Source organism: Nonomuraea sp. NPDC048882, assembly GCF_040649755.1.
Classification (GTDB): Bacteria; Actinomycetota; Actinomycetes; order Streptosporangiales; family Streptosporangiaceae; genus Nonomuraea; species Nonomuraea maheshkhaliensis.
The window spans coordinates 166,590-188,016 of sequence record NZ_JBEZGB010000005.1 but is presented as its reverse complement, the minus strand read 5'-3'; the positions used below and the strand labels follow the sequence as shown (position 1 = coordinate 188,016).

The 21,427-nt window shown below is 70.1% G+C and carries 22 protein-coding genes; 12 read left to right on the top strand and 10 right to left on the bottom strand.

The features are described 5' to 3' along the window. Positions 1-70 precede the first annotated feature (70 nt). On the top strand, positions 71-535 hold the full coding sequence (locus AB0C27_RS19505; RefSeq protein WP_357845791.1) for a GNAT family N-acetyltransferase: 465 nt from the start codon (positions 71-73) through the stop codon (positions 533-535). Here the strand turns inward: AB0C27_RS19505 and AB0C27_RS19500 are convergent. Further along, entirely contained in the window at positions 526-1,209 is a 684-nt protein-coding gene (locus AB0C27_RS19500; protein ID WP_357845789.1) for a GNAT family N-acetyltransferase, read from the bottom strand. The two genes, AB0C27_RS19505 and AB0C27_RS19500, sit on opposite strands and share 10 nt — an antisense overlap. Before the next feature lie 261 nt (positions 1,210-1,470). Here AB0C27_RS19500 and AB0C27_RS19495 point away from each other — a divergent pair, with 261 nt between their 5' ends. Then, complete coding sequence (locus AB0C27_RS19495) at positions 1,471-2,262, top strand: metalloregulator ArsR/SmtB family transcription factor (RefSeq protein WP_357845786.1); 792 nt, start codon at positions 1,471-1,473, stop codon at positions 2,260-2,262. 101 nt (positions 2,263-2,363) lie between these two features. On the opposite strand, the gene AB0C27_RS19490 is transcribed toward AB0C27_RS19495, so the two are convergent. Both AB0C27_RS19490 and AB0C27_RS19485 read right to left on the bottom strand, forming a co-directional pair. Next, positions 2,364-2,585: a hypothetical protein gene (locus tag AB0C27_RS19490; RefSeq protein ID WP_357845783.1), complete on the bottom strand. Its 222-nt coding sequence runs from the start codon at positions 2,583-2,585 to the stop codon at positions 2,364-2,366. Between the two features lie 388 nt (positions 2,586-2,973). Then, positions 2,974-3,903, bottom strand: a complete 930-nt coding sequence (locus tag AB0C27_RS19485) for a serine protease (RefSeq protein ID WP_357845781.1) — start codon at positions 3,901-3,903, stop codon at positions 2,974-2,976. A gap of 111 nt (positions 3,904-4,014) precedes the next feature. On the opposite strand from AB0C27_RS19485, the gene AB0C27_RS19480 reads away from it, so the two are divergent. Further along, the gene (locus AB0C27_RS19480) at positions 4,015-5,196 is read left to right on the top strand and encodes a sensor histidine kinase (RefSeq protein ID WP_357845778.1); all 1,182 of its coding nucleotides are present in this window, start codon (positions 4,015-4,017) and stop codon (positions 5,194-5,196) included. A gap of 241 nt (positions 5,197-5,437) precedes the next feature. Beyond that, the gene (locus AB0C27_RS19475) at positions 5,438-6,088 is read left to right on the top strand and encodes a response regulator transcription factor (protein ID WP_357845775.1); all 651 of its coding nucleotides are present in this window, start codon (positions 5,438-5,440) and stop codon (positions 6,086-6,088) included. A 138-nt stretch (positions 6,089-6,226) separates the two neighbouring features. Here the strand turns inward: AB0C27_RS19475 and AB0C27_RS19470 are convergent, their stop codons facing one another. The 3 genes from AB0C27_RS19470 to AB0C27_RS19460 form a co-directional block, all read right to left on the bottom strand. After that, entirely contained in the window at positions 6,227-7,237 is a 1,011-nt protein-coding gene (locus tag AB0C27_RS19470) for a serine hydrolase domain-containing protein (RefSeq protein WP_357845772.1), read from the bottom strand. Between the two features lie 121 nt (positions 7,238-7,358). Then, positions 7,359-7,982 (bottom strand): hypothetical protein, encoded by a 624-nt coding sequence (locus tag AB0C27_RS19465; protein WP_357845769.1) that lies wholly within the window; start codon positions 7,980-7,982, stop codon positions 7,359-7,361. A 507-nt stretch (positions 7,983-8,489) separates the two neighbouring features. Next, on the bottom strand, positions 8,490-10,583 hold the full coding sequence (locus AB0C27_RS19460; protein ID WP_357845766.1) for an MMPL family transporter: 2,094 nt from the start codon (positions 10,581-10,583) through the stop codon (positions 8,490-8,492). 66 nt (positions 10,584-10,649) lie between these two features. On the opposite strand from AB0C27_RS19460, the gene AB0C27_RS19455 reads away from it, so the two are divergent. After that, positions 10,650-11,120: a MarR family winged helix-turn-helix transcriptional regulator gene (locus AB0C27_RS19455; protein WP_357845763.1), complete on the top strand. Its 471-nt coding sequence runs from the start codon at positions 10,650-10,652 to the stop codon at positions 11,118-11,120. A gap of 44 nt (positions 11,121-11,164) precedes the next feature. On the opposite strand, the gene AB0C27_RS19450 is transcribed toward AB0C27_RS19455, so the two are convergent. After that, on the bottom strand, positions 11,165-11,650 hold the full coding sequence (locus AB0C27_RS19450; RefSeq protein WP_357845760.1) for a hypothetical protein: 486 nt from the start codon (positions 11,648-11,650) through the stop codon (positions 11,165-11,167). 70 nt (positions 11,651-11,720) lie between these two features. Here AB0C27_RS19450 and AB0C27_RS19445 point away from each other — a divergent pair, with 70 nt between their 5' ends. Further along, the gene (locus tag AB0C27_RS19445; RefSeq protein ID WP_357845757.1) at positions 11,721-12,362 is read left to right on the top strand and encodes a histidine phosphatase family protein; all 642 of its coding nucleotides are present in this window, start codon (positions 11,721-11,723) and stop codon (positions 12,360-12,362) included. Here AB0C27_RS19445 and AB0C27_RS19440 read toward each other — a convergent pair. Both AB0C27_RS19440 and pyrH read right to left on the bottom strand, forming a co-directional pair. Further along, a complete protein-coding gene (locus tag AB0C27_RS19440) occupies positions 12,357-13,190 on the bottom strand; it encodes a class I SAM-dependent methyltransferase (protein WP_357845754.1) in 834 nt (277 codons plus the stop codon). The two genes, AB0C27_RS19445 and AB0C27_RS19440, sit on opposite strands and share 6 nt — an antisense overlap. 224 nt (positions 13,191-13,414) lie before the next feature. Beyond that, entirely contained in the window at positions 13,415-14,134 is a 720-nt protein-coding gene (gene pyrH / locus AB0C27_RS19435) for a UMP kinase (protein ID WP_346105286.1), read from the bottom strand. Positions 14,135-14,250: 116 nt separating this feature from the next. Between pyrH and AB0C27_RS19430 the strand changes: the two genes are divergently transcribed. The 3 genes from AB0C27_RS19430 to AB0C27_RS19420 all read left to right on the top strand — a co-directional run bounded on the left by AB0C27_RS19430 (position 14,251) and on the right by AB0C27_RS19420 (position 16,749). Next, entirely contained in the window at positions 14,251-14,928 is a 678-nt protein-coding gene (locus AB0C27_RS19430) for a hypothetical protein (RefSeq protein ID WP_357845751.1), read from the top strand. A gap of 103 nt (positions 14,929-15,031) precedes the next feature. Next, positions 15,032-15,940, top strand: coding sequence for an ATP-binding cassette domain-containing protein (locus AB0C27_RS19425; protein WP_357845749.1), 909 nt, complete (start codon positions 15,032-15,034; stop codon positions 15,938-15,940). Positions 15,941-15,990: 50 nt separating this feature from the next. Further along, the gene (locus AB0C27_RS19420) at positions 15,991-16,749 is read left to right on the top strand and encodes an ABC transporter permease (protein ID WP_357845746.1); all 759 of its coding nucleotides are present in this window, start codon (positions 15,991-15,993) and stop codon (positions 16,747-16,749) included. Between the two features lie 110 nt (positions 16,750-16,859). On the opposite strand, the gene AB0C27_RS19415 is transcribed toward AB0C27_RS19420, so the two are convergent. Further along, positions 16,860-18,878, bottom strand: coding sequence for a GxGYxYP domain-containing protein (locus AB0C27_RS19415; protein WP_357845743.1), 2,019 nt, complete (start codon positions 18,876-18,878; stop codon positions 16,860-16,862). Positions 18,879-19,072: 194 nt separating this feature from the next. Here AB0C27_RS19415 and AB0C27_RS19410 point away from each other — a divergent pair, with 194 nt between their 5' ends. From AB0C27_RS19410 to AB0C27_RS19400, 3 genes are all read left to right on the top strand, one after another. After that, on the top strand, positions 19,073-20,281 hold the full coding sequence (locus AB0C27_RS19410; protein WP_357845740.1) for a histidine kinase: 1,209 nt from the start codon (positions 19,073-19,075) through the stop codon (positions 20,279-20,281). Continuing rightward, complete coding sequence (locus AB0C27_RS19405) at positions 20,278-20,931, top strand: response regulator transcription factor (protein ID WP_357845737.1); 654 nt, start codon at positions 20,278-20,280, stop codon at positions 20,929-20,931. Before AB0C27_RS19410 ends, AB0C27_RS19405 begins: the two co-directional genes overlap by 4 nt. A gap of 156 nt (positions 20,932-21,087) precedes the next feature. Continuing rightward, positions 21,088-21,420: a hypothetical protein gene (locus AB0C27_RS19400; protein WP_346105272.1), complete on the top strand. Its 333-nt coding sequence runs from the start codon at positions 21,088-21,090 to the stop codon at positions 21,418-21,420. Positions 21,421-21,427 lie beyond the last annotated feature (7 nt).

The window sequence follows — 21,427 nt, the reverse complement described above, 5'->3', positions numbered from 1 at the left end:
CGTCGGGTCGGCACTGATCGGGGGCGATAACATGACGTTCGTGGCGGATTGGGTGCTTCGACCGGCTTCGGTGGCAGATGTCGAGGCGGTGGCCGAGTTGCGGGCCGTGGTGTTGCGGCCGGATCTTGAGCGGCTCGGGCGATATGACGAACAGCGGGTGCGGCAGCGGCTGCGGGACGGGTTCGCGCCGGCGCACACCTGGATGATCGAGGTGGATGGCGCTCTGGCCGGGTGCGTGGCATTGCGGTCGGCGGAGGACGCCTACTGGCTGGAGCACTTCTATCTGGGGCCGGAGGTGCAGGGCAGGGGCGTCGGGACTGCCGTTCTGGGCGGGCTGCTGGAACGGTGTGATCGCGAGGGCGCCGTGGTTCGGCTGAACGTGCTGCAGGGCAGTCCGGCCCGCCGGCTGTACGCGCGGCACGGGTTCACGGTCGAGACCGAGGATGAGGTGGACGTGTTCATGGTGCGTCACCGGCACCCCGCCTCGGCCGGTGATCGGCCGGCGGAAATGGGGTCCGGCAGCTCTCATCCATGACGCGGCCGTCGAGGGGCTGGTTGCCGGCTGACCGTACGTTCGGCTGGACGAGTGCGAACTCGAAGCGTAGAGGGGCCGGTGGTTGTTGAGGGTCCTGCGACTGCCGCTGGCCAGGGCTGGTTGGACTTCCACTCGTGGGCGAGGGTCGCGTACACGCATTCGGTGCCCCAGCGGTCGCCGTCGAGATGGCTTTCGACGAGGCGGGCCTCGCAGCGCATGCCGAGGCGTTCGCACACGTTCGCGGACCCGGTGTTGAGCGCGTCGAGGCGGGCGAAGAGCCGGTGGGTGCTCAGCTCGGCGAAGGCGACCGAGGCGGTCGCGAGCGCCGCCTCGGTCGCGTAGCCCCGGCCGCCGTACGCGGGGTTGAAGATCCAGCCGATCTCGGTCTGGCGCGCCCGCGTGCTCGCCAGCTTCAGCACCACTTCGCCGATCACCGTCGCCTCGCCGGTGCGGCAGACCGCGATCACCAGGTCATCGCCGTCCTCGGTCCACGCCTGGTCGGCCGCGCGCCGGGTCAGGCTCTCCGCGCACTGCTCGCGGGTGAGCGGCGGACGGTAGAGGTAGCGGGCCACCTCGGGCAGGCTCTGGTACGCGTACAGGTCATCGAGGTCGTCCAGCCTGAACCGACGGAGTGTGAGCCGTTCGGTGGTGATGGGCAGGGAGAGTGCGGTCATCGGCTGGGTGTCTTCCCTTCGTCTGCGGTCGCGTCAGCCTAGTCGATCGCGCGATGTCCGAATTGGGTGCCTGTTCGACCTGCCTTCTGGGCGCGCGGCCGTTGGCGGCGGGCTGTGGAGGGCGGGTGTGGCTGGTTGAAGGGGTCGGGACGGGCTCGATACGGTGAGTGCGCCTTGACAGGCAGCCGTTTGGCTGCCTAAATGGAAAGGCAGCCAAACGGCTGCATATCGACAAGCGGCGACACGGGTACGAGGGCGGGCATGGACGAGGTGTTCAAAGCGCTGGCTGATCCGAGCAGGCGCGCGCTGCTCGACTCGCTCAACGCCCGCAACGGGCAGACGCTGCGCGAGCTGTGCGCCGGACTCGACATGGCCAGGCAGTCCGTCAGCAAGCACCTCGCGGTGCTGGAGGAGGCCGGGCTCGTCACCACCGTACGGCGGGGCCGGGAGAAGCTGCACTACCTCAACGCCGCGCCCGTGCACGAGATCGCCCACCGGTGGATCAGCCGCTACGACCGGGCCAGGGTCGAAGCCCTGGCCGACCTGAAACTCGCTCTGGAGGACGCCCCGATGGACGCGCCGACCTTCGTCTACACCACCTACATCCACACCACCCCGCAGAAGCTCTGGCAGGCGCTGACCGAGCCCGCCTTCACCCGTCGCTACTGGGCCACGGAGTTCACCACGGACTGGGCCCCCGGCTCGCCGATGACCTGGGACAACCACGGCGTGCTGATCAGCGACCCGGAGCAGGTCGTCCTGGAGGCAGAACCGTACAGCCGGCTCTCCTACACCTGGCACGCCATCACCCCGGAGCTCGCCAAGCGCTTCGAGTGGGACGACGAGATGCTCGCCCGGTTGTCCGGCGAGCCCCGCTCGAAGGTCACCTTCACGATCGAGGAGTCCGGGCAGGTCGTGAAGCTCACCGTCGTGCACGACGGCTTCGAGCCCGGGTCGATGCTGGCCGAGATGGTAAGCCATGGCTGGCCGAACGTGGTGGCGAGCCTGAAGTCGCTGCTGGAGACCGGGGAGCCGCTGCCGGACGATTCGTGACCTCGACGATCGCCGTGGATGGACGTTGCCGCGACTCGGCGGAGCCTTTTGGCCCCGCCGAGTCGCGGCTTTCTAATCGCTGAGTGGAGGGGAGCCGCCGGTCAAGGTGTGGTGAACAGCCACCATTGTGGGGTGCCGTTCTGTGCGCAGAAGTACGACACCCACTGGCCGGCCTGCTGTCCTTGGTTGCCGGACACCCAGCAGACCTCGTAGCCGGCGTAAGGGTCGTAGACGGACTGGGCCGTCGCGGGAGTGGCGGCGACGCCCAGCGCCAGGCCGGTGGCTGCGACGAGGCCGGCGAGCAGACGGGCTCGATAACTCATGATCGTACCTTTCGGTGTGATGTCGTTCGCCGGGCGCGCGCGGGGAGGGGTTGGGCGCTGCACCATCGGGTGATCGGGGGTGGGTCAGCAGGCGATGTGGAGGGAGAACGGGCGGTCGTCGTCGACGGTCCTCGGGTGCGGGGCGGAAGGGGTGGCCGTGCGGACGAAGAGCGTTCGCGGGCCTACGGCGCCGACCAGGATCGATGAGCTGCCCGGCCCGGGGTCGTTGCCGCCGTTGGTGTTGATCGTGCCGGTGAGGGAATCCCGAGCTTTGGGGGTTGCGGTCGGCTGGGATTCGTTGAGTGGCGTGCTATGCGGGAAGGCAAGGGGGATGATGGAGGATTTTTGGTGATTTCGGGGTTTTGCGGCTTGGAATTCGGCGTACGGCTCAGCTGGTGGTGCTGGTTGTTCTGTGGATCCAGGTTTTGTAGGCCGCGGCGTCGGTCCACACGCCGGGGCCGACGCAGTTGGGGTCGGTCTTCTCGTCGCCGTCGCGGCTGGTGATGCCGACCAGCTCCCAGCGGCTGCCGAACCTGCGCACCATGGGGCCGCCGGAGTCGAGCATGCAGCTCTGCGCCTTCTTGGTGGGGTGCTGGGAGCAGATGTCGCTCGCGGCGTCGATGCCCGCGCACCGGCTGTCGGGGACGATGTCGCTGTCGAGCTCCTGGAGGGTGATCGGCGGCTCCGGGCACTCGTTTCCGTCTTCGCAGGTCATGCCCCAGCCCAGGAGGCGGATCTGGGTCTTCGGGGCGCCTGGCCCGGCGGCGATCCCGATCGGGGTCTCGCGGACCGGGCGGTCGAGCTTGAAGAGGGCTATGTCGTGTCGCAGGTCGTTGGGGTCGGCGGTGTAGTCGGGGTGTCTGACGATCTTGGTGACGCGGCGTACGCTGCCGCCCTTCTCCACGTTCGTACCGCCGACCTTGGCGCTGACCTGGCGGATCGGGACGTGTGAGCAGTGGCCGGCCGTCACCACCCACTGCGGGGCGACGAGAGTGCCGCCGCAGTAGTGCACGCCTTTGCCGTCGCGCAGGGTGACGGTGAAGGAGTAGTTTTCGGTGGCGTCGCGGCCGCCGATGATCGCGTTCGCGGGTGGCGCGGTCGCCGCCGCGAAGATCGCCGCGCTTCCGATCACCGCCGCGAGGGTGAGGCTGCGCGCCCGGCCACGTCCGGCTCGGTGACCGGCCGCGAGCGGCAGGCTCCGCGTCCGGTCGTGGCCGGGCTGGTCGTCGGCCGCGAGGGTAAGGTTGTGTGCCTGGGCGCGTCCGGTCTGGGCGCCGCGCTTGGTGAAGATGCCGGTGAGTGCGTGTCGGTTCGTCATGGCGTCAACGGTCGCGGAATCGAGGGCCGGGGACATCGGAGCACGGTCTGGTCCTGGAGTTCATACCGTGGTCTGAGTCGGAGGCGGGTCGGTACGGGCTAACGTTCGGCCATGACCGATGACCTCCGGCCGCCGCTGCTGCTGAGGCTGCGGCCCGCGTTCCTGCTCCTCGGCGACCTCGCGCTCGCCGTGTTCCTGACGTCCTTCGCCGTGCTGGCCGTCATCGAACAGCTGCCGCCGGACGGGAGCATCGAGCCGCTGCCCGTCATTGCCGGCGTGCTCATGGGGGTGCCGTTGGCGGTGCGCCGCCGGTGGCCCGTGCCGGTGCTGGCGGTCGTGGCCATGGCGAGCATAGTGGCGGTGGCGCTGCGGTGGATGCCGCCCCACGCGGCCGTCGTGCCCGACCTGCTTCTCGTCTTCGCGATCTATCCGGTGGCCGTGACGGAGTCGTTGCGGCGTGCCGTGACCGCGCTCGTCCTGTCCGTGGGCGGGTTCGCGGGGGCGGTGCTCTTCGCGGTGGCGCAGGAGCCGCGGCCGGATTGGGGCAGGTCGTTACCCGTACTCGCCACTCAGATCATCGTTCCGGTCGCGGTGTGGGTGGTCGGACGGGCGGTGCGCGCTCGTCGGGAGCACGAGACGCAGGCTGTCCGGCAGGTGCTGACCGACGAGCGGCTGCGCATCGCGCGCGACCTGCACGACGGCGTCGCGCACAGTCTGAGCCTGATCACGGTGCAGGCGTCCGTGGCCCTCCACGTCGGCGACGAGCGGCCCGACGAGGCCCGCTCCGCCCTGACCGTCATCGAGGACACCAGCCGCGAGGCCGCCAGGGAGTTGCGGCGCATGCTCGGCCTGCTGCGCGCCGTCGACGAGGATCCGCAGGACGCGGCGCAGTTGGAGCCGGCGCCGACCGCCGACCGGCTGGCCGAGCTGGCCGACCACGCCACCTCCGCCGGGGCCCAGGTCGCGCTGCGCATCGGTGCCGGGATCGACACCGTCCCGGCTACCATCGGGCTCGCGGCCTACCGCATCGTGCAGGAGTCCCTGACCAACGTGATCAAGCATGCGGCGCCGGCGCGCTGCGTGGTTCGGGTCGACAGGACGGACAACGCCATGGAGATCGAAGTCACCGACGACGGCCGCCGGGCGCTGATCGGCCATCCTGTGGGCGGTCATGGGCTGATCGGAATGCGCGAACGTGTCGCTGTTTATGGCGGCGAATTCAGCGCTGGGCCGATGGCGGGGCGGGGATTCCGGGTGCATGCGAGGCTTCCGCTGGAAGGGGTGCCTGCGTGAGTGGGGACTGGGCGGAGGTGGCCCTTTTGGTGGCGGGTGGTGTCCGCGGGAACGGGGTTCGGGGGCAGGTGGGCCTGCTGGTGGAGGTTTGTCCGAGTGGTTGGGTTCGGGGTGCGGGTGAGGTCTTCCGCTGGTGGGGGTGGTCGCGTGAGTGGGGTCTTGGTGGGGAGGCTCGCGTGAGCGGGGTGTGGGTGCAGGGGTGTCCTTCGGTGGAAGGGGGGTTCGGGTGAGTGGGGTTCGGGTGCTGATCGCTGATGATCAGCGGTTGCTCAGGGCCAGTTTCGGGGTGCTGATCGGCGCCACTCCTGGGCTGGAGGTCGTCGGGGAGGCGGAGAACGGGTTGCAGGCCGTTGCGCGGGCCGCCGAGTTGCGGCCGGATGTCGTGCTCATGGACATCCGGATGCCCGAACTCGACGGGATCGAGGCGACGCGGCGGATCTGCGGGGATCCGGCGACCGCTGGGGTGAAGGTCCTGATTCTGACCACCTTCGACCTGGACGCCTATGTCTTCTCGGCGCTGCGGTCGGGTGCCAGTGGGTTTCTGCTCAAGGACACCCCGCCTGGTGATCTGCTCTCCGCGATCCGGGTCGTGGCCGGGGGTGAGGCGCTGCTCGCGCCCTCCGTGACTCGGCGTCTCATCGGGGAGTTCGCCAAGCAGCCGCAACCTCGGCAACGGTCGTCCCGTTCTCTGGATGGTGTTACGGCGCGGGAGCGTGAGGTGCTCAAGCTGGTTGGGCAGGGGTTGTCGAACACTGAGATCGCTGAGCATCTCATTGTCAGTATGGCCACCGTGAAGACGCATATGGGGCAGTTGCTGGCCAAGTTACATGCGCGCGATCGGGCCCAGCTGGTGATCGCCGCCTATGAGAGCGGGCTGGTCAGCGTCGGTTAGCTGTGCTGTGTCGATGTGGAGTGTGGTCGACACAGGTGGTGGGGTGGGCGCTGAGTGCGGTGTGGCGTCGGTGGTGGTGGGTCGTTGTGTCGCTGGTCGTGCTCATGGCGGGGATTGGTCGTCCCGCGTTGATGGTGATCAGTGCAGCGAGTCGTTGTGTCGGCCGGTCAGTTCTTCGATCAGGGCTTTGGCCAGGGTGTTCGTACGGTCCTGGTTGTCGTCTAAGGCGATGATCACGAAATTGGAGCGTCGGTCGGCCAAGCGGGCGAGTTGTGTGGTCAGGCCGGGCCAGCTGCCGCCGTGTTGGTAGATGCGGTGGCCTGCGTGTTCGCGGATGCCGAGGGCCCAGGCGTAGTCGAGTTCCGTGCCGTCGTCCAGGCGGGCGGGTGTCTGTAGGAGGGCGGAGATGCCGAGTTTGTCGTGTTCCAGTGCTTGGTTCCAGCGGATGAGGTCGGGGGCGGTTGACCAGACGCCGCCGTCGCCGAGTGAGAGTGGTGCCGGGTAGTGCGGGTCGAGGGGTGCGGCTCCGGGTGGATGTGGGGCCGGGCCGGGCCAGAAGCGGGTGGCGGTCATTCCGAGTGGGGTGAACAGGTGGTCTCGGGCGAAGTCGGGCAAGAGGGTGGTCGCGGCGCGTTCGACGATGACGGCCAGGCAGACGTAGCCGGCGTTGCAGTAGCGGAACTCGGCTCCTGGCGTGCTCGCGAGGTGGTCGAGTCGGGTGAGCGCGTGGATGACGCTGGACGTTGTGTGGTCGAGGTTCGTGCGGTCTAGGTCGTCGAACTCGATGCCCGTGGGCAGGCCGCTCGTGTGGGAGAGGAGATGGCGCACTCGTACGGTGGCGGCCCAGGAGGGGAACTCGGGCATCCAGTGCGCCACGGTCGATTCGGTGTCCAGTCGGTCTTGGCGTACGAGCAGAGCGGCGCAGGCTGCCGTCAGTTGTTTGGACAGGGAGGCGGTGTAGACGATCGTGCTGGGGGTGAGAGGTTTTCCGGCCAGGGTTCGTCCGCTGGTCAGGAAGACGGGTGGGGTGCTGTCGTGCTGTACGCCGACGATGAGGGGGTTGTGGGCGCGGTAACCGGCTGTTCTGGTCAGCGCGGTGATTCGGTCATGGAGGCGGGATTCGGGGGATTGATCGGAGTGCGGTGGCATTGAGGTGAACCGGTCTTGCGGTAGTGGGGAGGTTCCGGCCGGTTCATGGGCTGAGGGCCCGTTGGACCTTTCGATCACCGGTTCATTATTCAAGCGGGTATGGCCGGATGTACATCGGCGGTCATGGGGAGCGTGGTGTGAGTTGGGTGAGGCGGGTTTCGACGTAGTGGTGGCGGTCGGGTGGGAGGGGGCGGGCGGTCAGGGCTCTGTGCAGGAGGTTCGCGTCGTAGCCGTGGGTGGACAGGTGGTCGAGGAGGGGTTCGTAGCGGTCGGGGCGGTCGCGTAGGAGTTCTGTGGCCAGGCGTAGTTCCAGGCGGACGACGGGAACGTGGTGTGGGCCGCATGGGATCAGGACGTGGTGTCGCCATGGGCCGACTCCCATGCACTCCATCGCGTCGGAGTCGGTTTCCTGCTCTACCGTGCTGATCTCCACCTGGACACCGTGCACCTCGTATCTGGTGAAGTACTGGGAGCTTTCTGGGATCCAGGTCGGCGGGTACAGGCAGGGGTGGGAGGAGAGGGCGGTGGCGAAGGTGTTCACGTCTTCGCGCCGTGACACCAGGAGGTCGACGTCGCCGGTGGGGAGGTGGACCCCTTGGAGTAGGGCGGCGCTGGTGCCGCCGACGCGGTAGGGAGGGGCGCCGCTCGTAGCCGTCAGGGCTGTCAGGGCTGTGAGGGCTGTGAGGGTCGTTGACAGGGCCGAGGTCACGTCCGCCGGCCGCAAGGATGCCGCATCGAGTCCCATGACGATCAGCGTACGGATCGGGGCGGGGGCTTGGTCAGGGCTGTGGAGGCTTGATCGGGGCTGAGGCCGGTGGGACGGAATGTCGGGTGAGCGCCTCTGGCAGGGCTATTTCGGCAGCGTGCTTCTGGCGGGAGGCTTTCGGGAGGGCGCTTCCGGCGGACGCCTTCAGTGGGGTACTTCGGCAGTGAGTGCGTGCGTTCCTGCAGGACGCTTTCGGCGGGGTGCCTGCAGGGTGCTTCGGCGGGAGGCTTCTTGGAGGGTGCTTGCGGCGGGATGCCTGCAGCAGGGTGCTTCGGTGGACGCGTTCGGGAGCGTGCTTCCGGCAAGAGGCTTCCGGCAAGAGGCATTCGGCAGGGGGCGAGGAGGGTGGTGGTCCTCGCCCCCTGCGTTGCCTAGGTCTGGTGGGTCTTCGGTATGGGGTGGTGGGTGGTGGGTTCTCTGGGCTGAGGAGATGGGGGTCTTTGGTTGAGGTGGTGGGGCGGGGAGAGGCTCGCCACTTCATCTTGGTCAGTGGTGGTGGGCCGGGGTGGGTTCTGGGGTCTGCTTCGTAGGTTTGTGGCCGAGGCGGCTGGGCCACCAGGCGCGGGCGCCGAGGTCTCGTACCAGTGCCGGGACCAGCAGCGAGCGCACCACGAGGGTGTCGAGCAGGACGCCGACGGCGACGATGAAGGCGATCTGGACGAGGAAGGCCAGTGGGATCACCACCAGCGCGGCGAAGGTGGCCGCCAGCACGACTCCGGCGGAGGTGATCACCCCGCCTGTGGTGACCAGGCCGCGTAGTACGCCCTCGCGGGCCCCGTGGCGGGCGGTTTCCTCGCGTACGCGGGACATCAGGAAGATGTTGTAGTCCACGCCCAGCGCGACCAGGAAGACGAAGCCGTACAGAGGCACGGAGGCGTCGCTGCCGGTGAAGCCGAGCAGCGGGAAGACCAGGGTGGAGATGCCGAGGATGGCCAGGAAGTTGAGCGCCACGGTGGCCACCAGCAGCACGGGCATCGCCAGGGAGCGCAGCAGGACGATCAGGATGAGCAGGATGATCGCCAGGACGACGGGGACGATGAGCAGGGTGTCCTGTTTCGCGGTTTCTGTCGTGTCGTAGCGCTGGGCGCTGTAGCCGCCGACCAGTACGCCGTTCTCTCCGTGCAGGGTGGCGCGTAGTCGCTGGACGGTTTCCTGGGCGGCGTCGCTGTCCGGGGCGTCGCGCAGGGTGGCCTCCACCAGCACGCGTCCGTCGACGACCTTGGGATCGACGCCCGGGCGGCCGCCGGCGCTCACGGTGGTGGCCTCGGAGACGCCCTTGACGGTGCGGGCTTTGTCGATGATCGCCGGAGCCCGGTCGGCGGGGGCGACGATCACAGCGGGCTGCCCTGAGCCGCCGGGGAAGTGCTCGCTCAGCGCCGCCTGCGCGGACACCGACGGCGCGTCGTTCACGAACGTCTCGTCCAGCGGTACGCCCCTGGCGTTGAGCTGGGGCGCGAGCAGGGCGAGGGCGACGAGGGGGAGGACCGAGGCCACCCAGACGAGGCGGCGGCGGCGGTCGACCAGCGCGCCGACCCGGCTCCACAGCCCGTGCGCGCCCGCCTCGGACGGGCGCGGGCGGGCCGGCCACAGGGCGGCGCGGCCCAGCAGCACCAGGGCCGCGGGCAGGAACGTGAGCGCGCTGAGCGCCGCGCAGGCGATGCCGATGGCGCCCACGGGGCCGAGCGCGCGGTTGTTGGTCAGGTTGCTGAGCAGCAGGGCGAGCAGGCCCAGCGCCACGGTGGCGGCGCTGGCCACGATCGGCTCGACCGAGCGGCGCAGCGCGATGCGGCCGGCCTGGTAGCGGTCGGCGCCGGCGGCCAGTTCTTCGCGGAAGCGGGCGGTCAGCAGCAGCGCGTAGTCGGTGGCCGCGCCGATGACCAGGATGAACAGGATGCCCTGCACCTGGCCGTCGACCCGGACGATGTCGCGGTCGGCCAGGAAGTACACCACGGCGCACGCCAGCCCGAGCGCGAAGACCGCGCCGGAGATGATGATCAGCGGGAGGAGCACGCTGCGGTACACGGCCAGCAGGATGATCAGTACGGTGATCAGGGCGACGCCGAGCAGCACGCCGTCGATGCCGGCGAAGGCGTCGGACAGGTCGGCCCGGGTCGCGGCGGGGCCGCCGAGCTGCGGCTTCAGGCCCTCGACCGGCAACTTCGCGCCGATCTGCTCCAGGGTGTCGCCGAGCTGGCCGCCGCTGAGGTCGGGGCTGAGCTGGACGACGCCCCGCAGCGCCCGCTTGTCGTCGGAGCCGAAGGCGGGCGTGGGCGTGCCGACGACGCCGGGCGTGCCGGGCAGGGCGGCCAGCGCGCGGGTGGCCTCGGCCTGCTGTTCGGGGGTGACGTTCGCGCCGCTGGACGTCCACACGACGATGAGCGGTTGCGTGTCACCCTGGCGGAACTTCTCCTGTGTCTCCAGTACGCGTGTGGACTCCGCGCTCTCGGGCAGGAAGGCCGCCTGGTCGTTCGTGGAGACCTCGGTGAGCTTGCCGGCGAACGGTCCCGCCCCGCCGCCCACGGCCAGCCAGGCCAGGACCAGCAGCGCCGGGACGAGCCAGCGGATCGATCGCCGCGCCACGAGTCGCCCTTCGCTAAAGTTCAATCATTGAGATTCTCAATCATTGAGTTAATGTAGCATGGCTCCATGGACGGCGGCGGGGAGGGGGACATCGACCTGAGGTCGTTCGCGACCCGGTTGCGCCGGATGACCGCCGAGTTCAACCGCATCGCCCACGAGTTCGCCAACGAGCAGAGCCTGCACACGACGGACGTTCAGGCGCTGATCAAGATCTTTGACGCTCCGACGCCGATCACCCCGGGCAAGCTGCGCGACGAGCTCAATCTCACGTCAGGTGCGGTGACCGCGTGCCTCGATCGGCTGGAGCGGGCCGGGCACATCCGCCGGGTTCGCGACGTGCACGATCGGCGCGTCGTTCATCTGCACTATCGCGACGCGGCCAAAGAGCTGGCCGCCGCCTTCTTTCGGCCGCTGGCAGGCAGCACTGAAAGTGTGTTGCGGCGGTTCAGCCCCGACGAGCTGCGTACCGTGGCCGCTTTTCTCGATGCGATGAATGAGGAGCTTGGGGTGTTGCGGTCCGCACCGGGCCCCGGCTGATCTGACGCTCCCATCAGGGTTGGTTCGGTGCTCGGGCGTTCCTGTTACGGCTGGTCCGGGGTTCTGTCGGTGGCGAGGTGCTTGATGAAGCGGTTGAGCGCGTACGGGCTCCGGAAGACGTGCAGGCGCGCCTGGCGGGCGTGCGTCGCGATCGCCGAGAGGAGCAGCGGCCGGCTCCGGCGGCGGTAGCCCCAGACCCAGATCCAGAAGTCGGCGCGTTCCCTGGAGCGCCGGATCGCCCGCCACGCGCAGCGCCAGAACGAGAAGTCCAGCAGGATGACGGTGTCCGCCGCTCGGAGCCGGACGTCGAGGACGTCGTACGGCCCCAGGTCGCCGTCCATGATCCACCCTTCGGCCCGGACGAGTTCGCCCTGGACGGCGGCCCACGGCTCGGGCGGCGTCGCTTCGAGACCCGCACGCCAGAAGTGCTGGTCGAGCTCGATGACGGGGAGCCCGGTGACGGCCCCGAGGCGGGCGGCCAAAGTCGACTTCCCCGACCCGCCACGTCCCAGGATCACGACTCGTCGCATGCCTGTCATGGTCGCAGGCCGGCGCTCGTCGCACGGCCCGGGACCGGCGGGTCGTGGCATCATCCGCCCCATGGAAACCCGGATGTTCTTCGTTCGCCATGGCGATTCGCACCACAAACGGGACGGCGTGGTGGGTGGTCCGGAAGGGTGCCGCGGGCTTACCGATGAAGGCCGTGAGCAGGCTGCGCTGGTCGCACGTCGGCTCACCGCCGACATTGGTGCGGGGAGAGTGGCGATCTACACCTCGCCGCTGCCGCGTGCCGCGGAGACCGCCGCCGTGATCTCCGCCGCCGTCGGTCTGCCGGCCGTACCGGATTGCGGTCTTTGTACGTGGCACACGCCGAGTGAGGCGGACGGTCTCAAGCAGGAGGAATTTCTCGAACGGTTCGGCGTCGAGGGCGGGGGGCTCTACCGGCCCTTTCAGCGGGGGAACGAGACCTGGGCCGAGATGGTGACCCGGACCAGCCGTACCATCACCGAGCTCGCCCACCGTCACCACAGGGGAAGCGTCGTTCTCGTCGGTCACGCCGAGACGGTCGAGATCTCCTTCAATGCCCTTGGACTGTTGCCGATCTACCGCTCGTTCGATCTGACGGTGGCCCCAGGCTCCGTCACCGAATGGAGCACCGGCGAGGATCCCGCGCGGTGGCCGCCGCCGCGATGGACGTTGCGCCGATTCAACGTCGTTCCCGGGGAGGCCGATCGGTCATAGGCGGCGGCCGATGGTGAGGACGGCCGACCAGTGGCGGGTGAGGCGTCCGTCGGGGCGGGCGGCGAGCAGACGGCGGATCTCCTCGTAGAGGTGACGGCGGCGGTCTGGGTCCATGGCGATGTGGCCGGAGAACGTGTCGAGCAGCGCGATGTACTCGTCGGCCGTGTACCGCAGACCCCAGACGTACGGCCGCCGTTCGACGACCGTGAAGAGGCCGGAGTCGTGGAGCTCGGCGGCCGTGTGGTCGGGCTGGATCTCGGGCGGTGGCCACGGGTCGCCGGGCCCCTCGCCCAGCGCGTCGTAGACCTGCTGGATCTCGGTGAAGAACGGGTCGAAGTCCGGGGGGAACGCGTGGTCGGCGTTCCACACGGCCAGGTGGCCGCCGTGGTCGAGGAGAGAGGCGGCCTTGGCGTACTTGACCTTCGGGTCCACCCACTTCCAGGCGGTGGCCGCGTACACGAGGTCGAACCGGGCATCCGCCGGGGGCTGCCAGTCCTCGAACGATGAGGTGATGACCGAGACGCTGGGGAAGTCGGCGAGGTGGTGCCGTGCCTGTGCGGCGAGGGCGTCGCCGAGCTCGATCGCGGTGATGCGGAAGCCCGCGCGGGCCAGCGGCAGCGTCGCCTTGCCTGGACCGCAGCCGACTTCGAGCAGGTGGGTGCCCGATCTGTCAGGCTCGCCACATTCGCCAGGTCCGCTCGGTTCGCCTGGTTTGATGCCTGTGACCGCGAGGAGGTGGGAGTAGAGGTCGGACGGGTAGTCGGGGCGGGCGTGCTGGTAGGTGGTGGCGGCGTGGTCGAAGGTGCGGCGAAGGGGGTCGACGGGCATCCGCCCATCCTGGCAGCCGGGCGGATCCGCCTCAGCCGGATTTATCGCGGGTCGCGGAGGGGTGCGGCTCGTTCGCGTGCGTCGGGGTCGCTGGTCGCGGAAGGGTGCGGACCGCTCGGGTGCGTCACCGGTCGCTGGTCGCCTTCGCCGTTGGCGTCAGCGTCGGCGTCGCTGTTGGCGTGGGCGTGGGCGTCGGTGTCGGTGTCGGCGTCGTCAGGGTTCCGTCAGTCGCGGGTGATGCGGGTGCCGATGTCCTCGCCCTCGCAGATCGCCGTCATCGCGCCCTTCGCGGCCACGTTGAAGACGTGCATGAGGAGACCCTGCTCGTTGGCCAGGACGAACGCGCTCTCGTCCATCACCTTGACGCCCGCCGCCAGCGCCTCCCGGTAGGTGAGGGTGGTGTAGCGCTTGGCGTCGGGGCTCAGGTTGGGGTCGGTGTCGTACACGCCGTCCACCCCGCGCTTGGCCACGAGCAGGGCGTCGGCGTCGAGTTCCAGGGCCCGCTGGACGGCGGGATAGTCGGTGGTGACGTACGGCTGGCCGATGCCGCCGGCCAGGAGCACGATCAGGTCGCGGCGCAGGTGCCGGTCGGCGCGGAGTCTGATGAATGGTTCCGCGACGGTCTGCATGGGCACGGCGGTCATGACCCGTACGTCCGTCTCCGAGCGGGCGGTCAGGACGCCGCGGAGCATGAGTGCGTTCATGACCGTGCCGAGCATGCCGATGTTGTCGGCCTCCGCGCGGCCGATGCCCCAGCCTTCGGCCATCCGGCCGCGGAAGTAGTTGCCGCCGCCGATCACCACGGCGATCTGCACGCCGAGCCGGTGCACCGCGAGGATCTCGTCGGCCAGCTGGGCCAGGCTGGCCGGGTCGACGCCGGTGCCCGCGGGGCCGGCCAGGGCCTCGCCGCTGAGTTTGACGACCACGCGTGAGTAACGGCGCATGATGCTTCCCTTCGCGGTCGCGCGCGCGGCGACCCGGTCAAGGATAGAAGGCGCGGCGGGGGTGCTGGGAACATGGATCGGACGGTGCCGGGGAAACAGGGGGATGGGGTGGCGGTATGACGGTTCTCGATCGGTACGATCCCGTCGAGCTCGGCGCGCGGCTGGCGCATGTCCGCTGGCTGGCGGGCGGCACCGGGGCGGGGAAGAGCACGCTGGCCAGGGTGCTGGGCGAGCGGTACGACGTGCTCCGCTACGACGGCGACCGGGCCGAGGCCGGGTACGTCGGCCGGTGCACCCCGCTGCGCCAGCCGTACATGTGCGCCTTGTTGCGGATGTCGAAGGAGGAGCGGTTCGCCGCTCGCACGCCGGAGGAGATCTTCCTGTCGATGCCGAGCCTGCACGGGGAGACGTTCGAGTTCGTGGTCGAGGATCTGCTCGCCCTTCCCGCCGACCGGCCGGTGCTCGTGGACGACTTCCGTACGCTGCCGAGGGAGGTCGCGCCGCTGCTGGAGTGGCGGGAGCAGGCCGTGTTCCTGCTGCCGACGCCCGAGTTCCGCCGCCGGGCCCTGGGCGAGCGGTACGCCGATCCGGATCGTGCGCGGGCCAACTGGGGGGATGGTGATCATGCGGCCGCGCTGGCGGCGCGGCTGGGGCGGGATGAGTTGTGGGACGAGGAGGTACGCGGGCAGGCCCGTGAACGTGAGCTGGCCGTGGTGCGGGTGGACGGGTCGTGGGGGGTTGAGGAGCTGGCGGATGAGGTGGCCGCGATGTTCCGCCTGAGCGAAGGCGGATGAGCGGGGCTCTCTGAGCGGCGGTGGGTGAGCGGCTGCGGCTGGGCGAGGGGCATCAACCGATCGGTGGATGTCGGGGCGGGCGGGTGGCGGAGATCCTCAAGGCATGACAGCCATCGAGCTCAAGGCCCTGACCAAACGGTACGGCGACCGCACCGCCGTGGACGGGCTGACCTGCACGATCGAGCCCGGCCGGGTCACCGGATTCCTCGGCCCCAACGGCGCGGGCAAATCGACGACCATGCGGATGATCCTCGGCCTCGACCGCCCCGACGCGGGCAGCGCGTACGTGGGCGGGCGTCGCTACACCGACCTGCCGGCTCCGATGCGTGAGGTCGGCGCCCTGCTGGACGCCCGTGCCGTGCACGGCACCCGTACGGCACGCGACCACCTGCTCTGGCTGGCGCACGCGGCAGGCCTCCCCGAGAGCCGGGTGGACGAGGTGCTGCGGCAGGTGGGGCTGGAGTCGGTGGCCCGCAGGCGGGTGCGGACGTTCTCGCTCGGCATGAGCCAGCGGCTCGGCATCGCGACGGCGCTGCTCGGTGACCCGGCGGTGCTGCTGTTCGACGAACCGGTCAATGGGCTCGACCCCGAGGGCGTGAAGTGGATCAGGGAGCTGATGCGCGGGCTGGCCGGTGAGGGGCGTGCCGTGCTGGTGTCCAGCCATCTGATGAGTGAGATGGCGCTGACCGCCGATCACCTGCTGATCATCGGCAGAGGGCGGCTGATCGCGGACGTGGCGACGGCGGACTTCGTCCGGCGCAGTTCGGGGGTGCTGGTGCGGGCCGACGATCCGGAGCCGCTGGTCAAGCGCCTCGCCGGGGCGGGCGCGGACGTGCGGACGGAGGCGGACGGCGGGCTCGTCGTCGGCGGCATGGAGCCGGGGGAGATCGGGCGGGCGGCGCTGGCGGCGGGGGTGGCGCTGTCGGAGCTGACGCCGCGGCGCACGTCCCTGGAGGAGGCGTACATGGAGCTGACGCGGGACAGCCTCGAATTCAAGGCGGTGGCGGCATGACGGCGCAGGTGTTGCGGTCCGATCAGTCTCGGGTTAAGGGTGGTGGCGGCATGATGGCGCGCGCGTTGCGGTGTGAATGGACCAAGTTTCGTACGGTTCCGTCCAACCTCGTCACGCTGACGGCGGCGGTGGTGCTCATGGTGGGGCCGGGCGCGCTCACCGCCTACCGCGCGGCGGAGGGGCATCAAGGGGTGTTCGACGCGGCCAACGCCAGTCTGTACGGCGGGTTCCTGTTCGCGCAGATGGTGGTGGGGTCGCTGGGCGTGATGGTGGCCAGTTCGGAGTACGCCACGGGCATGATCCGTACCAGCCTGACCGCCGTCCCGCGCAGGGCGCGGCTGCTGGCCGCCAAGGTGACGATGTTCGGTGCGGTGGCGCTGGCCGCCGGGCAGGTGGCGAGCTTCGCGTCGTTCCTGCTCGGGCAGGTGGTCATCGGCGCGGCCGGTGCGCCCACGGCCTCGCTCGGGCAGCCGGGCGTGCTGCGCGCGGTCGCCGGGATGGGCGTGGTGTGGGCGCTGGTCGGGCTGGTCGGCGTGGCGCTGGGGTTTCTGCTGCGGGAGACGATGATCGCCACCACGGTGCTGGTGGCGATCAACTTCATCATCCCCATCATCGGCCCCAGGCTGCTGCCCGAGGCCGTGGGGGAGACGGTGATGACGTACTGGCCCATCGCGGCCGGGCTGCGGGTCGCCACGACCGTGGCCGACCCGGCGCGTCTCGGGCCGTGGGCGGGTCTGGGGCTGCTGGCCGCCTTCACCGCCCTGCTCCTGGCCGCGGCGTTCGCCGCGTTCAGGACCCGAGACGCATGAGCCCAGGCGTCGGCGTTCGGGTCCCGAGACGCGAGGGGTCAGCCGTCGGCGTTCGGGTCCCGAGACGCGAGAGGCCAACCGTCGGTCTTCAGGGCCCGAGACGCGTGAGGTCAGCCGGTTCGGTCGAGGTGCTGGTCGAGGAGGTGAAAGAAGGTGTCGCCGCGGACGATCTCGAACGGATCGCTGAGCAGGGACCCGAGCTCGGCGATGTCGCTCGGCGTCCAGTTCCAGGCGTTGATCGCCCCGGCGATGAACAGCGGCGACTTGCCGTCCCAGCCCTCGATCTTCTTGACCAGCGTGTCCCGGTACTCCTGCGCCTTGCCCTGCGGCGAGAAGTTCCCGATGACGGGCAGGCCCGCCGGATGGATCTGCAGGTCACCCGACTCCCACGACTGGATGATGCCGCGCAGCGGGGTGTTCTTCCGGTACGAGGACACGATCCGCTCGTCGAAGGGCACCCAGCCGTTGCCTTCGGCGTTGCGGTGGTTGTAGGCGTAGACCAGGTCCAGGCCCGTACGGCGGAGGAAGCGCCCGGTCAGCTCGGTGTAGGCGTCCACGTCCTTCTCGGGCCAGGAGCCCGGGTAGGTGTAGCCGGCTCCGGAGGGGCCGGCGATCAGCAGGTCGTTGGCGGTGGCCGTGCGCTGGTAGTGGGAAAGCAGCGCCGGGCCGATCTCGGCCAGCAGCGGGCTGACGGTCCAGTTGGTCGGCACGCGGCCCCGGGCGGGGTCGTCCCAGAGCTGGCGCATCCTGCGCTGGCAGTACTGGATGTTGTCGCCCTCGCCGACCGTGAGCGTGAGGTAGACCTTGTTGCGCAGGGTGGCCGGCGGCCTCGGGCGTACCTTGCTGGAGACCTTGGCGGCGACGCCCGCGTGCACGGTGGCGTTCATGTAGTAGTCGGCGGGCACCACTTCGACCGCGTGCTGCGAGGCCCGGTCCACGCCGCCCCACTCGCCGGCCACGTCGTTGGAGAACCAGCCCGCGTACGGCGTCGTGGGCTTGACCTTGGTCAGGATCTCGTCGAGCAGTTCGCCGGTCTGGCCGGTGGGCGGCAGCCAGAACACCATGGCCCGCATCGCCGTCGTGTAGTCGCGGAAGTAGGGGAACGGCTCGACCCTGGTGGGTGCGGTGGTCGTCGCGGTGACCAGGAACTGGTTCCACAGGTCCACCTCGACGGTGAGCTGCTGGGTGCCGGCGGGCGCGGTGAAGCGGTAGATGAAGTAGCCGCCGCCGTCGGAGAACCGGTTCTCGTCGCCGCCGATCGAGGAGTTGAGCCCGTCGAAGAGGAACGGGGTCTCGGCGTCCGTCCCCGGCTTGAACGAGGCGATCTGGGCGCCGTCGGCCTTGACCACGACCGAGCCCACGGAGGCGCCCCAGCCGTCGTCGCCGAGTGAGTCCTGGAAGCGCAGGTAGACGCCGTCCTGGCCGGACAGCTCCTGGCTGAGGTCGAACGTGCGGACCTCGCGGTTGGAGGAGTCCCTGATGCGCTCGGTCTCCCTGGCGATCTCGCGCCACTGCACGTCGTCCACCTTGACCGTGCGGGTCGGCGGCAGGCCGCTGAGCAGGGCGTGGGTGCAGCGGGGCCACAGGTTGTCGAGCTGCCAGCGGTAGAGGCCGAGGATGTCGTCCGCCTTGAAGCGTCCGCGCAGGTCGGTGATGGTCCGCAGGCCGTACTGCTTGGCCTGCTCGGCGGTGGCGGCCACGGCGTTCTCCAGGCCGGCCAGGGTGGTGGCGACGTTCACCGAGTCGGGGACGTCGGGGTCGTGCAGGATGGCGCCGCGCACCTCGCCCCGGTAGCGGGCGACCAGGTCGAGGGGACGCTCGTGCCGGGTGACGGCGGCGCCGGTGCTCGCTAACCAGGTGTTGTCGTAACCCTCGGTGGTGTAGTTGAAGTAGAGGCGCGGACGGCGGCGGTTGACCACCCCTTGGAGGGTGGCGAGGAGTAGCTGGTCGTTTCCGTGGAGGGTGCTGATGTCGGCGAAGTCCAGGCGGGTGGCGCGGCCGAAGCCTGGCAGAAGGGGTGCGGGGGCGCTGGTCGTGGCACCGGCGGGGCCGGCGGGCAGGGAGATACCCAGTCCGCCGGCCGCGAGGACCACGCCGTTCGCCCACAGGAATTCACGTCGGGACACCATCGGCGTTCACTGCTCCTTGCGAGGAGACCGTCTGATGACATCGTTGTCAGACAGCGTTGTCATAGGGACCGTAACAATGTCACGGAACGTTGTCTATGGTGTAAAGCGCGCGGTTAGCTCAATCCCGGCAAGCGCGCTGAGACCGTACTTTCGGCCGGTACACCTGCGGTGCCCGGCTCCCTAGCCTTGGCCGCGTGCGTGTGCGGGAATGGCAGTCCGACCTCGGTCTCGTCGTGGCATCCCTGGCGGTGATCGGCTGCTTCGCCCAGCGGGTCGCCGACAGTTGGGGCAGCTCCTACTGGGTGTTCGGGAGTGCGGCGGGCGCGGTGGCGTGCGCGCTCGCCCTGGTACGCCGTCGTGACCGGCTGCGGACGGCCGTCGCGGGCCTGGCCGTCGCCGTCGTCGCCATCCTCGTCGCCCGGTCGGCAGGACTTCCCGCCGAACCCGGGCCCGGCCTGGCGTTCGGCCTTTCGGTGCTGGTCGGCTCCGCCGTCAGGGCGCTGCCCGCGCGGCAGGCTGCCGGGATCGCGGGCGGCGGGCTGGCCGTCGTCGCGGCCTCGTCGTTGTCCGGGTCGACGCATCTGGCGGTCGTGGTGCTGAACGGCGGGGCCTGGCTGGCCGCCGTCGCCGCCGGTCTCGGGCCGCGGCTGCTGGCGATGCGCAGGGAGGCGGCCGCCGAGCGCGTACGCCGGCACGAACGGCTGCTGCTGGCCAGGGAACTGCACGACGTCGTCGCCCACCACGTCACCAGCGTCGTGCTCCAGGCCCAGGCCGCCCGGCTCGTCACCCGCCGCGATCCTGGACTGACGGAGGACTCGCTGGCCGGCATCGAGGCCGCCGGCTCCGAGGCGCTGGCCGCGACCAGGCGCGTGGTCGGCCTGCTGCGCGAGCCCGGCTGGGCGGTCTCCGGAGGCGCAGGTGGCTCCGGTGGTGCAGGAGGCTCGGGAGGTGCAGAAAACTCAGGAGGCGCAGGAGGCGCAGGAGGCTCGGGAGGTGCAGGAGGTCTTGGGCCGGTCGAGCGGCTCGCGGAGCTGGCCGGGCGCTTCACTGGGCCGCCGGTGCGGCTGCTCCTGCCGGACGGGGAGCCGGCGTGGCCGTCCGAGGTGGCCGGGACGATGTACCGCGTCGTGCAGGAGTCGCTGACGAACGTGTCCCGCCACGCGCCACACGCGACCTCGGTCACTGTCAGCGTCACACGACAGGAGGACAGGCTGGTCACCGAGATCACCAACGACGCCTCGCCGCCTCAGCAGGGGAGCGGTGGGTGGGGGCTGGTCGGGATGCGGGAGCGGGCCGAGGCGCTCGGTGGTGCGCTGGAGGCGGGCCCGCGTGCCGACGGTGGCTGGACGGTCCTGCTCACCCTGCCCCTGCCCATGGCGACCCCCGTACGGGAGCGCCGATGAGCATCACGGTCCTGCTGGCCGACGACCAGCCGATGATCCGCGCCTGCCTGCGCCTCATCCTGGAGGACCAGCAGGACATCCGCGTGATCGCCGAGGCGGGCGACGGCGCCGAGGCCATCGCCATGGCCCGCAGGCAGCGCCCCGACGTGTGCCTGGTGGACGTCCAGATGCCGGGCCCCGACGGCGTCGAGGTGACCGCCGCCCTGGCCGGGCCCGGCGTCCGCGATCCCCTCAGAGTGATCGTGCTCACCACGTTCGACCTCGACGAGTATGTCTACGGCGCGCTCCGCGGCGGCGCCGCCGGCTTCGTGCTGAAGGACGCGGGCCCTGAGCTGCTGGTCGAGGCGGTACGGGCCGCGCACGCGGGCGAGGCGTTCATCTCGCCCTCGGTCGCCCCGCGCCTGCTGCGCCACCTGACCGCCACCATGCCGGGCCCCGAAGCCGGCGGGCCTGCCCAGCCGCTGTCCGGGCGCGAGGTCGAGGTCACCCGCGCCGTCGCCCGAGGCCGGACGAACCGGGAGATCGGCGCGGAGTTGTGCATCTCGCTGAGCACGGTCAAGGGGCACGTGGCCGCCGTCCAGGCCAAGCTCGGCCTGCGTAACCGCGTGGAGATCGTCGCCTGGGCGTACGGGAGCGGCCTGCTGCGCTGACAGGCCCGGCTCAAGCGGGCGGTTGCCGCAGTCGCCCCGATCGGCTCCGGCGGCGTTTCGGAAGCCGATCGGATCGGCTCCGGCGGCGTTTCAAAAGCGATCACCATGGGTAAGGCCGACGGTAATTCTGAGCTGCCTGTACTTCAGGAGCCCCAGATGTCCCTTATCACGCTCACCCCCGGCGCACGTGAAGCACTGAGCGGCGACGAGATCGTGTTCTTCGACTGGCATGTGACCGGTCTGTGCTGTGCGGACGCTGGGGAGTTCTCGGTAAGGCCGCTGCGCCGTTCCCGGTTACCCCGCCGCGCCCGCCGCCTCGGGGAGACCGGCCTGGTGTACGCCCATCCGACCGCCTGGGTGCATCTCGCCGAGCTGCCTGTGACGATCGACTGCCGTCCGCTGTGGCGCTGGCGGCGGTTCACCACCGATCTGCCGCCGGACGCCGGCCTGCGCTGCTGCCTGGGGCGCCCTATATATGGCCCTATATAGGAGGTAA